The following is an 11,662-nucleotide window of genomic DNA, read 5'->3' as shown; positions in this document are numbered from 1 at the left end:
CAATTTGCTCGGCATGCCGTGCATCAATGGGAGCATGCCATGGCCACCAAGCAGCACACCTACACCCTGTACGCCGCCAACGACCGTGTCTATGCGGAAAACGTGGCAGGCAAGATCGTCGATCTGGGCGAATTGCGCGTGCGCGACGAGCGCTATGCCTACCTGCTGGATGCCGATGGCATCCGGGCGGAGGGATTCGAGACGCCGGCGGCCGCATTGGCCTTCGGCGTTTCCACGGCGTACGCGCAGGGTGCGGGCAGCGGCACGCCGGGCGGCACAGGATCCTCGTCCGGCGGCATGCAGCAGCCGGGAGGCGGCGAAGGCACGCCGGGCTACGGCGCGTCCGGCCAGGGCACGCGAGGCCAGGACGGAACGAGCGGCCGGTCGGGCACCCGGCAGGGCAGCGGCCAGTCCGGCACGGGGGGCACCGGCAATATGGGACAGGGCGGCGCGGGTGCGCAGCCCGGCGCCGTGCCGCCCGATTCGCCGCCGCGTCCTGGCGGCCCGATCAATCGCGGCGCCAGCCCGAGCGGCGGCGCCCAGGACGGGACCACGGGCGGATCGGGCAGCATGGGACCGGGCCGCCCCGGATCCGGCGGCTCGGGTTCCGGCGGTACCGGATCGAGTGGCACGGGGCCGGGCAGTACCGGTTCGGGTGGTACCGGGTCGCCGGGCTCGGGAGGTACCGGCTCGAGCAGTGGAGGCTCCGGCAGCGGCGGCGGCCGTTAGCTCGGGTTTGCGCCAGTCTGGGGCGCCGGCTGGCCGCAGGCCAGATTCGCGGGGATGGCGACGTCCATCAGGCGCGGGTTGGGCAGGTTGAGGTTGCGCATGATGTGGATGTACTCGGCCTGCGTCTTTCCCGCGAGTCGCGGATTGTGCCGCTTTTCCTCGCCTATGCTGGACGCGGTCCAGCCCTTGTAGTCGTGCGCGGGGTAAAGCAGGGTATCGTCCGGCAGGGCGAACAGGCGCCCCACGATGGATTCCCACGATCGCGCCGGATCGCCGCCCTGGAAATCGGTGCGGCCGGTGCTGCGGATCAGCAGCACGTCGCCGGTGAAGACCGCCGAGGGGGCGTCCGGCTGAAGGACGAAACTGAACGATTCGTCGGTATGGCCCGGCGTGTAAAGCGCCTGCAGCACGATGCCGTCCACGCGCAGGACTTCGCCGTCGCGGACCTGGCGCGAGACGCATTCGGCGCGCGACCGTTCGCCCATGATCGTGGTGCAGTCCGTGGCATCCCGCAGGTCGCCCAGCGCGGTGATGTGGTCGGCGTGCGTATGGGTATCGATGGCGTGAACCAGCCGCAGATCCAGTTCGCGGATGGCTTGCAGGTATTGGTCCAGGCGTTCCTTGACGGGATCGATGATCAGCGCTTCTCCCCCCGTGCGCGAGGCGAGGAGATAGGTATAGGTGCTGGAGTCGGCGTCGAAAAACTGGCGGAATATCATATTTCTAGAAGAAATAAGCAAATTTCTGTAAAGAATATGTTAGGCGCTTGCTTTTCGGACGTCAAAGCCGCGGGCCGGTTCCCGGCGGCTGCAGTCCCATCCGGCGCTTGGCGCGGTGGGCCGAGCCGTTGCGTACGGCCCATCGCAGGACGGGGGCCACGCGGTCAATGGAAAGCTCGATCGCGCGGCGGCGCCATGCAGCCTGCCGCAAATCCAGCATCTGCGCCGCCCAGTCGGGCAGCAGGGCGACGCCGGCCTGCAGCATGAGCTTGCTGACCGGCCGTGCCCATGGGCTCACCGCGGGAGGATGCGACAACAGGATGTCGGCGATTTCCCGGGTGCGCTCGTCGCACGCCAGGAGCGGCTTCATGCGTTCGAGGTAATCCGCGATTTGTGCGCGCGAGCGGGGCACGTCCCGCGCGCCGAGCCGGTAGGCGATCAGCGAGATCTCGTCGTAGTAGCGGTCCTGCTCGGACCCGGAAAGCGCCGGGTTCCGGTAGCGCAGGTGGGCGGCGAGAAAACTGCTGACCTCGGCCACGTGCACCCATGTCAGGAGGTCGGGGTCGTTCGCGGCGTAGGGCCTGCCGTCGGGCGCCACGCCCCGCACTTGCTCATGGATGCCACGCACGCGGGCAATGAGCCGCTCGGCATCGGCGGTGCTTCCATAGGTCGTGCCGGAAATGAACTGTCCGGTGCGGCGCAGCCTGCCCAGCATGTCCTTGCGGAAATTGGAGTGGTCCCACACCCCCGAGAGCGCGAGCGGGTGCAGCATCTGCATGAGCAAGGCAGCGATGCCACCGATGAGCATGGAAGTGAAATCGCCATGGACTTTCCAGCTGATCGAGCCGGGACCGAAAAGGCCCGGATCGCCCGGCGGGTTCTCGAAATCGACGCCGCCCAAGGCGAGGCCGGTCAGGCCGAGTATCTGTGCTTCGATGCGCTTGCGAATCATGTCGGTCCGGTGGCGTCGTGGACGCCTTGCGCTGCGGCGGCGACGCCGCCATGGTCCCGGCGGCCATTGGACTCGAAAAAACGTGCGAGAGCAAACGGCTTCTACTGCCCGGGGCGGGCTCGGGCGATCGTATTGCGCAAGACGCCAATGCGCTCGACCTCGACTTCGACGACATCGCCTTCCCGCATGAATACCGGAGGCTCGCGGCCGACGCCGACCCCGGCCGGCGTGCCGGTCAGCAGCATGTCGCCGGGTTCGAAGGTGTACCACCGGGAGAGGTGCGAGATGGTGGCGGGCAAGTCGAAAATCAGATCGGACAAGGGCGCCGATTGCATGAGCCGCCCGTTCAGCCGGGTCGCCAGGTGCAGCGCGCCGAGGTCGGGCACCTCGTCGGCCGTCAGCAGGGCGGGCCCGCACGGCGTGAACCCATCGAACTGCTTGCCCATGAGGTTCACTTCCCAGGTCAGACGTGCCTCCCACGGTGTCTTGGCGGACCAGACGTCCCGCACCCAATCGCGCGCCGACATGTCATTGGCAAGGGTGTAGCCGGCCACGTAGTCGAGCGCCTCGTCCCGCCCGGCGCCATGGCAGCGGCGACCGAAGACCACGGCCAATTCCCCTTCGTAGTCCACGCATTCCGCATGAGCGGCGGGCAAGTCTACGGCGCTGCCCGGGGCGGCGATGGAATGCGGGCTTTTCATGAAGGCGGTGGGGTAGGGCGGGGCCGGCGTGCCGGCCATCTCGGCCAGGTGCGAGCGATAGGCCAGGCCGGCAGCGACGACCAGGCCTGGACGCGGTACAGGGGCCAGCAGGCGGGCGTGCGGCGGCAGCAGCGCGCCGAGCTCACGCAGACGCGCGCGCTCCCCCGGATGCGCGGCCCGGGCGATCACCTCGGCCACCACCGCCAGGCCATCCGGACCGGCCGCCAGCAATTCCCGCATGGTGCCGGGCAGCCAGGCCTCGATGCCGTCCCGGCGCGCGGCGCGTCGCAGGTGCAGGATCTGGCCGTCCGCCAGCAGCGCGCCGCAGGCACCATGCTCGCCTTCGTCGATGGAGACCAGCCTCATGGGGTTTCTCCCGCGCGGCCGGCCGCGCGTTCCGGCAGCAGCAACCGGGACGGCCGCAGCGCGTCGTGGTAATACGTGTCGGTGCCGACCTTCTGTCCGTACCAATGGGTCATGGGGGCATCGGCGATGAGAGAGTCGTGGTTGCTGATCTCCAGGCGCAAGCGGTCGCCTGGCCGCACGGCAAAGGCCATCGGCATCAGCTCCACGCGCATTTCATAGATCTCGCCGGGCACCAGCGGCTCGCGTTGGCGATGCGCATGGAAAGGCCGCAAAGGACGGCTGAGCGCCGGGTCTTCCGCACGGTGCGATGCGCGCAGCCATCCTTGGCTCACTTTGAGCGCCGCGCCTCCTCCGGAAGGCAGCAGAGACAGCTTCACGATCACGTCCATGTCGGTCTGGTCGGTGGACGCGTGCAGCACCAGTGCGCCCTGGCCCGCGAATTCGCGCGCGGCGCCGAAGGCAGGCGTCGTATAGGTGTTGACCCGGGCCGTATGGTCGGGCCGGCCGTCGACGAAGACCGTGACGCCGGCGTTCCACTGCTCGTCGGGATAGCTCCATGAGGTGGCGTCGCCGGTCGTGGCGGCCGGCTCTTCCCGTAGCGAGCCATCATTGAGCGAGCGGACCTGCCCGCTGCGCGCGGAGGAGAGATAGAACGCGCTGGCCCTGACGTCATCGGGCGGCCAGCCGCTGGCGTCGGCGTAGCGGTCGGCGTTGTTGACGTAGTAGCGCACGGCGGGGCGGTTCATGACGCCGTTGTCGACGCCTTTGAGATGATGGTCGTACCACGGAAGGATCTCTTCGCGGTGGAAATCCTCCTGCGCGAACAGATGTTGGGCTGCATGGAAGGTGCCGGCTCGCTCGATGAGCAGCCGGCGCGGGCCCTTGACTCGCTCGAAACCATTCACGTTGCCGCGCAGGTGCAGCGACATCTTGCCCCACAGGCCGATGGAAAAGACCGGAATGTCGATGGCGTCCAGCTCCCAGAAGGCCGCGCGCCTGCGTTGCCACTCGTCGTCCAGCGTGTGCGTCAGCATCTCGGCCAACACCTCGCCGCGTCCGCCGCCCCGGGGGTCGTGCCCCTGGGCATGGTGCTGGAGCAGCACCGAACCGATCAGCCAGGAGCCGAGGAAGCCCTGGATAGGGATGCCTCCCTGGTACATCCAGTCGCGGTAGGGATCGTTCGAACCATCGTAGGGGACGATGGTCTTCAGGTGGGGAGGCCGGGTACGCGCCGCGTTCCATTGGCTCATGGCGTAATACGATTGGCCGATCATGCCGACGCGGCCGTTCGACCACGGCTGCGCGGCGACATATTCGATCGCGTCGTGCGTGGATTCGCCCTCCGAGCGCGCCCACGGGTCCCACGTGCCTGCCGACATGCCGGAACCGGGCAGGTCGAGGATGACGTAGGCATAGCCTTGGTCCAGGTAGAACTGGATGGGACCGTATTCCACGAAAGGGAATACGCTGGTGGTCGGCAGGTGCCGCAGCGCCTTCTGGTAGGGCGAGGCCGCGAGCAGGACAGGCAGGGGCCCATCGCAGCCGCGCGGCAGGTAGACATCGGCGCACAACCGGTTGCCGTGGCGGTCGATGAACGAGATCTCGAACGGGGTGACGTTGACCTGTGGCATGGTTGCGCGGCTCACTCGCTGGCGTTGATCTTCAGGGTCTTGATGACGGCGCCCCAGTGCTGCGACTGCGCGGTCATCTCCCGGGCGAGCTCCTGGCCCGCCATCCAGTTCGGCTCGGCGCCTATCGCACGCAATTGCTCGATCACGTCGGGCATTCCGAGCGTGGCCCTCAAGGCCGCCCCGACACGGTTCGCGACCTCCTGCGGCGTCCCGGCCGGAGCGAACAGGCCCCACCAGCCGACCACTTCCATCTCGGGATAGCCAGCTTCGCGAACGGTGGGGACGTCGGGCAGGAGCGGGTTGCGCCGTGCGCCGGTAGTGGCCAATGGGCGCAGCTTGCCCGCGCGGATCAAGGCCAGATAGGACGAGGTGTCGGCGATCGACATGTCGATGTGGTGCGCCACCGTGTCCTGCATCAGCTGCGCGCCGCCCTTGTAGGGAACCCGGGCGATCTGCAGGCCCCGGGTATGCACGAGCTGTTCGCCGGAGACCTGCACCATCAGGATGGCCGTGCCGTAGCTGAGCTTGTCCGGCTGGCGGCGCACCAGCGCGACGAACTCGTCCAGCGTGCGCGCAGGAACCGCCGGATTGACGACCATGACGGCGGTGCTTTCGCTGATCTTGCCGATAGGGAGAAAGTCCTGCTGCGGGTGGTAGTGCACCTGGCTGTAGGCCAACGGATTGAGCACCATGGAGGAGATGTGGCCCATCAGCAGCGTCCGGCCATCGGCCGGGGCCTTGGCGACGTGGGCGGTCCCGATCATCATGTCGCCCCCGGCCCGGTTCTCGACCAGCACCGGCTGGCCGAGCTGCGCGCGCAGACGGGAGGCAAGGATGCGTGCGATGTTGTCTCCCCCCGAGCCGGGCGGCAGCGGAACGACCAGCCGAAGGGATGACTCCACTTGGTCTTGCGCCCTGGCCAGTGGCGCGGAAAGAGCGGCGGCGATGCCACCCAGGCGGGCGAGGGCGGCGCGGCGCGTTGCGTGCATGGTGTGTCTCCTTTGTCGTTATGGTTCGGGCCGGCGGCCATCAAGCGGCCGACGCTGGACCGAAGCGGTCTCCGAAGTCGAAGAAGTCATCGTGGCAGAAGCCATTCTCGTAATGCTGTATCTCCCACCAGTTGTGGTCCAGGTCCTCCAGGTAGAACGAATACACGCCGTGCATGTCCTGCACGTCCAGGACCTGGCGGATGCCATATCGATCGCGGTGCCCGAGCGCGTGCGCGTGGGCGGCGTCCACCTCGGCCCGCGTGGCCACGTCCAGCCCCCAGTGATTCAGCACGTTGCAGGGATGCACCTGGTCGCCTACTTCCACGCATACGATGTGAAAGCGCATGCCCAGCCTGACGGAGGCCGCGCTGACCGCGTGCTGCACGACTTCCAGCCCCAGGAATTCTTCGTAGAACCGGCGCGAGGCGGCCAGGTTGCGGCATTCCAGCGTGCCATGGCCCAGGCAGTAGGGGCGCAGGATGGAGGTGCGGGCCCGTGGCGGTACCCGGCAGTCCGCCGGCATGGGGGTTTCGAGAATGCTGCTGTCGATCATGATGGAATCTCCGTGGGGAACCGTCTTTCCCTGTGGCTTTCGTTGACGAATGCGTCGGCCAGGAAATCCTCGGCGGGCAGTCCGGCGGCCGTGAAATCCCGCCGCGCCGCCTCGACCATGGCGGGCGCTCCGCAGGCATAGGTCTGGTAGGCGCGCAGGTCCCCCAGCTGCGAGAGGACCTCGAGATGGACCAGGCCGGTGGGTCCGTTCCACGCGCAGGCGGGCGTGGGTTCGCTCAGCACCGGGATGTATCGGATGTGCGGATGCTCGCGGGCCCAGGAGCGCGGCAGCTCGTCCAGGTAGAGGTCGCTGCGGCGGCGGGCGCCCCAATAAAGGAGAATGGGGCGGCGCGAGCCGCGAGCCAGGCTGTGTTCGACCATGGCCTTGATGGGAGCGAAACCGGTGCCGGAAGCCAGCATGATGATGGGCTTGTCGCTGTCCTCGCGCAGGAAGAACTGCCCGTTCGGCGCCTCGACGCGGATCAGGTCGCGGGCCTGCATCGACTCGAAGACCCGATCGGTGAAGCGGCCCCCTGGCAAGTGCCTTATGTGCAGTTCCAGCTGGCGCACGCCATCGGGACGAGGCGGCGTGGCGATGGAGTAGGAACGGCGCAGGCCGTGTTCCAGGACGACATCGAGGTATTGGCCGGCGTGGTAGTGCAGCGGTTCGTTGGGCGGCAGGCCTATACGCACGATGGCCACGTCGGGCGCCGCGCGGCGCAACGCCAGGATGCGCGCGGGCAACTGGCGGACCGGAAACGTGCGTCCCTCGAATTCCGCGATTTCGATCGTGCAGTCCGACAGCGGCTTGGCCTGGCACAGGTGCGCATGGCCGGCGCGGCGTTCGTCCGCGCTCAGGTAGGACGGGTGGACGAATCCCGGATCGACCTCGCCATGCAGGACCCGTCCGCGGCACGTCCGGCATACGCCCGACCTGCAGCTGAAAGGCAGTGTGATGCCCTGGGCGAGGGCCGCCGCCAGGACGGTGATCCCGTCCGGACAGTGTATGGACCTGCCGCTGGGATGGAAGCGCACGGTGTGGCCCGCGGGACGTGCGTCGCTCTTGGCCGGCGAAGCGGCGTCCGCGGGAACGGCAAAGCCTTCTGGCATCGAAGTCTCCGGTTTTCCGCCCGGATCCGGGCGGCTTTGCGCCGACTCTATGCAATTTCCGGGATGCCAATAAGATGGCAAAATCTTCTAGCCGATGCATTTTTTGATATCGTGCCGCGGCCGGTACGGGTAAGGCGGCGGGGCGGTCGCGGAGGTCGACGCGGCCAGGGCGGGAGAGCACACCATGAAGTTGACCCAGCTGCGTGACCTGATGGCCATCGTCGAGCGCGGCAGCCTGCGGGCGGCCGCTCGCCACCTGGGGCAGCCGCAGCCGGCGCTGACGCGCAGCATCCATGCGCTCGAACGCGAACTGGGCGAACCGCTGTTCGAAAGGACCGCCAAGGGCATGACCCTGACGGCGGCCGGGCGGCTGTTCCATCAACGCGCCAGCTCGGTGCTGAACGAACTCAAGCGCGCCCAGGACGAACTGGCGCAACGGCGGGGCGACATGCGCGGCACTGTCGTCGCAGGGCTTTCGATCATGCCCCACATGGGTCCGCTGCCCCATGTGCTGCCCCGCTTCAAGGCCGAGTTCCCGCACATCCGGCTCAAGATCATCGAAGGGTTGTACCCGGTGATGGAACGCGGGCTGCGCGACGGCAGCATCGATTTCTACGTCGGTGCGTGCCCGTACACGACGCCTGCCGCGGGGCTGTTGACAGAGGTACTGGGCCACAACCTGCGTTCGGTGGTGGGGCGGCGGGGGCATCCGCTGTCGGGTGCGAAGTCGCTCGCGCAACTGACGCGGGCCGAATGGGCCGTGACCTCGATCAACGTCAATGCCGAGGAAGACTTGCAACGGCTGTTCGCGCGCCATCGGCTGCCCGCGCCGGAGGTAACGCTGCACGCCCATTCGTCCATGACCATCATGACGGCGTTGGCCAATACCGACCTGCTGGCGCTGCTGCCGGTGCAGTGGCAATCGGCGCTCATCCATCCCGATGCGCTCGCGGCCATCGCCGTCAAGGAAGTGCTCGCCGCGCCCGACGTGGTGTTGATCCGCCGCGCCGAACTGCCGATGACCCCGGCCGCCGAACGCTTCTGCGAACTGATGCGGCGCTACGTCCAGTAGCAGGAGGAAGTCCGCGCGTTACGCGGCGGGGCGGCCCGGGCGCGGGGCGTTGCGCAGCATCAAGTCGCACAGGTGCTCGGCGGCGGGGGTCATCGGCATCTCGGCGCGGCGGATCAGCACGATGTCGGGCGCGGGCAGCCGCTCGCGCACCGCGATTACCTGCAACGCGTTCTGCGTCAGGCCGAAATCCCGCCATTGGACCGGCAGCAGCGCCAGCAGATCGCTGTGCGCCAGGGCCACCATCATGGACAGCGCCGTGCGGGCCTGCAGCACCACGCGCGGCGCGGGCAGGCCGTATTCCTGGAAGAGGCGGGACAGGTCGTCCTGATTGTCGTAGTCGGTCGAAGGCAAGGCCCATTCGGCGCCGGTCAGGGCCTTGAGCGAGCGCGAGCGCGCCAGCGGATGGCCTTTGCGGCATACCACCGCGCGAGTGTTGGAGAACAGCGTCTCGACCACGAAGCCCGCGGCAACGGTACTGGGCGCGGCGCCCAGATAGAAATCGATGGCGCCGCTGCGCAATTGCGGTTCCAGGTCGGGGAACAAGCCTTCGATCAGCTGCAGGTAGACCTTCGGATAGCGCCGGCGAAAGAGCGGGAGGGCGCGCGGCAGCAATCCCATGTGCGGCATGATGGACAGTCCCGCGATGACGGTGCCTTCGCCCGAACCCTGCGCTTGCGCCAGCTCCTCGCGGGCCCTGCGGAGTTCGTTGACCATGCCGCGCGCCCGCTCGTGGAACAGGCGGCCCAGCGGCGTGAGCACCATGCCGCGCGCCTGGCGTTCGAACAGGGGCGTTCCGAGTTCCTTTTCCAGGCTGCGCACGCTGCGCGTGAGCAGAGGCTGCGCCACGCCCAGGCGCCGCGCCGCGGCGCGCAGCCCGCCATGCTCCACGATGGCCACGAGGTCCCGCAATTGGGTGAGTTTCATGGGATATCAAAATCGAATCACTCGAAGGATTTTGACATCTTGTCCGTTGCACCGCCACTTTTCTACAGTCGTCTCGCGTCCACCAAGAACTTCATAGAACGCGAGAGGAGACAAGCATGCAACGCATCATCGCCGCGTGCCGGCCCGGCCGGTCGACGGCGTGGGCGGCAGGGTTCGCCGTCGCGCTGTCGTTGGTACCCGCAAGCGACGCCATGGCCCAGGTTTGGCCCGCCAAGCCGGTCAGGCTGGTCGTACCGTTCCCGCCTGGCGCCGCGCCCGACGTGGTGGCGCGCCTGATCGCCGACCGGCTGTCGCGCGGCTGGGGCCAGAGCGTCTACGTCGAGAATCGTCCCGGCGCGGGAGGCATTCCCGGCATGTCCGCGCTGGCCCGAGCGCCGGCGGACGGCTACACGGTGGGCTTCGTGCCCGCGGCGGCAGCCGTGCTCACGCCGCTGCTCTACAAGAATCCGCAATACGACGTCGAGCGCGACATCGTCCCGGTGGCCGCGATCGGCACCAGTCCCATGATGGTCGTGGTGCCGGGCGGGTCCGCCATCCGCTCCGTCGATGAGCTGGCGCGCGAAGGCAAGCAGCGCCCGGGCACGCTGAATTTCGCCGCCGCCCAGGCCGGATCGGTGCCTCACCTGACCGGCGAAATGCTGGGGCGCGCCGGCGGCTTCCGGATGTTCACCGTGCCCTATGCGGGATCCCCGGCGGCCACCAATGCGGTACTGGCCGGCGAGGCGGCCGTGACCATCGACGGCATTCCGGCGCTGATCCAGCACGTGAAGGCTGGAAAGCTGCGCGCCTTGGCGGTGACGTCCTCGAACCGCCTGCCGGGGCTGGAGAACGTGCCCACGGTGGCGGAATCGCTGCCAGGTTTCGAATCCATAGGCTGGTTCGCGCTCTTTGCGCCGGCGGGAACGCCGGAGGCGGTGATCGGCCGCATCAATGCGGACGTCAACCGCCTGCTTGAAGACAAGGAACTGGTGGGACGCCTGGCCGATCTCGGCGTCTATTCGATGCATGGCGGCGCCGGCGACCTGCGGGCCTTCGTGCGAAATCAGCAGGCGGTCTGGAAGGGCACGGTGCAGGAACTGGCGCTCCAGCCGCAATAGTCGGTTTCTTCTCAACCAAGATGGAAAAGCAGCGATGACCGAGAAAAGAAAGGCCCTCGTCACCGGCGGGGCGACGGGGATCGGGCGCAGCGCCGTCGTGGCGCTGGCCAGGGCCGGGTACGACGTGGCGATCAACTACGCCTCGAGCGCGAAGGCGGCGCAAGCGGTAGCCGCCGAGGCGGCGGAACTCGGGGCGCGCACGCTCCTGGTGCAATGCGACGTCGCCGACGATGCCGCCGTGCGGGCAATGATGCGCACAGTCGACGAGGCCTTCGACCGGCTGGACGCGCTCGTCAACAATGCCGGCACGACCGCGTCGTGGAAAATCCGGGACCTCGAGAGCCTGGACATGGCCGAATGGGACCGTACTTTTGCCGTCAACGTCCGGGGCATGTTCCAGGTCACTCGCGCGGCGGTGCCGCTGCTGCGCAAGGGAAAGGATCCGGCCATCGTCAATACCGCCAGCATCGTGGGACTGCGGCCCGGGCCGCAGCCGCTGCCCTACGCGGCCAGCAAGGCGGCTGTGGTCAATCTGACCAAGACGCTGGCATGGAACCTGGGGCCCGACATCCGCGTGAACGCCGTCGCGCCCGGATGGATGGAGGGCGACTGGATGCAGCGCATGCTGGGCGAGAAGTACGACGACCTCATGGGCAAGCGCGCCCGGGCCACGCCGCTGCGGCGCTGCGTGACGGCGGACGACGTGGCCGAGACCATGCTGAATCTCCTGCAATCGAACCGTTTCGTCACCGGCGAAATCGTCGTGATCGACGGTGGCTACACCAGCTCGACCTGAGGA

The 11,662-nt window shown here is 67.9% G+C and carries 12 protein-coding genes; 4 read left to right on the top strand and 8 right to left on the bottom strand.

From position 1 onward, the window contains the following. The first annotated feature begins 39 nt into the window (after positions 1-39). Positions 40-729, top strand: coding sequence for a hypothetical protein (locus CDO44_RS18910; RefSeq protein ID WP_144389553.1), 690 nt, complete (start codon positions 40-42; stop codon positions 727-729). Here the strand turns inward: CDO44_RS18910 and CDO44_RS18905 are convergent. The 7 genes from CDO44_RS18905 to CDO44_RS18875 form a co-directional block, all read right to left on the bottom strand. Then, the gene (locus CDO44_RS18905; protein ID WP_087781841.1) at positions 726-1,448 is read right to left on the bottom strand and encodes an MBL fold metallo-hydrolase; all 723 of its coding nucleotides are present in this window, start codon (positions 1,446-1,448) and stop codon (positions 726-728) included. The two genes, CDO44_RS18910 and CDO44_RS18905, sit on opposite strands and share 4 nt — an antisense overlap. Before the next feature lie 61 nt (positions 1,449-1,509). Beyond that, positions 1,510-2,400 carry an oxygenase MpaB family protein gene (locus CDO44_RS18900; protein ID WP_087781840.1) on the bottom strand — a complete coding sequence of 297 codons (891 nt, stop codon included), beginning with the start codon at positions 2,398-2,400 and terminating at the stop codon, positions 1,510-1,512. Positions 2,401-2,501: 101 nt separating this feature from the next. Further along, the gene (locus tag CDO44_RS18895) at positions 2,502-3,467 is read right to left on the bottom strand and encodes a fumarylacetoacetate hydrolase family protein (protein ID WP_087781839.1); all 966 of its coding nucleotides are present in this window, start codon (positions 3,465-3,467) and stop codon (positions 2,502-2,504) included. After that, positions 3,464-5,098 (bottom strand): CocE/NonD family hydrolase, encoded by a 1,635-nt coding sequence (locus CDO44_RS18890; protein ID WP_087781838.1) that lies wholly within the window; start codon positions 5,096-5,098, stop codon positions 3,464-3,466. The genes CDO44_RS18895 and CDO44_RS18890 overlap by 4 nt, the downstream gene beginning before the upstream one ends. A gap of 11 nt (positions 5,099-5,109) precedes the next feature. After that, complete coding sequence (locus tag CDO44_RS18885) at positions 5,110-6,087, bottom strand: tripartite tricarboxylate transporter substrate binding protein (RefSeq protein ID WP_087781837.1); 978 nt, start codon at positions 6,085-6,087, stop codon at positions 5,110-5,112. Positions 6,088-6,127: 40 nt separating this feature from the next. Continuing rightward, complete coding sequence (locus CDO44_RS18880; RefSeq protein ID WP_233146267.1) at positions 6,128-6,640, bottom strand: VOC family protein; 513 nt, start codon at positions 6,638-6,640, stop codon at positions 6,128-6,130. Then, on the bottom strand, positions 6,637-7,749 hold the full coding sequence (locus tag CDO44_RS18875; protein ID WP_087781836.1) for a CDP-6-deoxy-delta-3,4-glucoseen reductase: 1,113 nt from the start codon (positions 7,747-7,749) through the stop codon (positions 6,637-6,639). The genes CDO44_RS18880 and CDO44_RS18875 overlap by 4 nt, the downstream gene beginning before the upstream one ends. A gap of 184 nt (positions 7,750-7,933) precedes the next feature. Between CDO44_RS18875 and CDO44_RS18870 the strand changes: the two genes are divergently transcribed. Further along, positions 7,934-8,821 carry a LysR substrate-binding domain-containing protein gene (locus tag CDO44_RS18870; RefSeq protein ID WP_087781835.1) on the top strand — a complete coding sequence of 296 codons (888 nt, stop codon included), beginning with the start codon at positions 7,934-7,936 and terminating at the stop codon, positions 8,819-8,821. Positions 8,822-8,839: 18 nt separating this feature from the next. On the opposite strand, the gene CDO44_RS18865 is transcribed toward CDO44_RS18870, so the two are convergent. Next, positions 8,840-9,745, bottom strand: a complete 906-nt coding sequence (locus tag CDO44_RS18865) for a LysR substrate-binding domain-containing protein (protein WP_087781834.1) — start codon at positions 9,743-9,745, stop codon at positions 8,840-8,842. A gap of 116 nt (positions 9,746-9,861) precedes the next feature. On the opposite strand from CDO44_RS18865, the gene CDO44_RS18860 reads away from it, so the two are divergent. Together CDO44_RS18860 and CDO44_RS18855 are read left to right on the top strand one after the other, a co-directional pair. Further along, positions 9,862-10,863: a tripartite tricarboxylate transporter substrate binding protein gene (locus CDO44_RS18860; RefSeq protein WP_087781833.1), complete on the top strand. Its 1,002-nt coding sequence runs from the start codon at positions 9,862-9,864 to the stop codon at positions 10,861-10,863. A 34-nt stretch (positions 10,864-10,897) separates the two neighbouring features. Then, the gene (locus CDO44_RS18855) at positions 10,898-11,659 is read left to right on the top strand and encodes an SDR family NAD(P)-dependent oxidoreductase (protein WP_087781832.1); all 762 of its coding nucleotides are present in this window, start codon (positions 10,898-10,900) and stop codon (positions 11,657-11,659) included. Positions 11,660-11,662: the final 3 nt, after the last annotated feature.

Origin of the sequence: Pigmentiphaga sp. NML080357 (genome assembly GCF_002188465.1) — a bacterium.
Taxonomy (GTDB): domain Bacteria; phylum Pseudomonadota; class Gammaproteobacteria; order Burkholderiales; family Burkholderiaceae_B; genus Pigmentiphaga.
The sequence above is the reverse complement of the archived record's forward strand: the minus strand, read 5'-3'. Positions and strand labels throughout refer to the sequence as shown.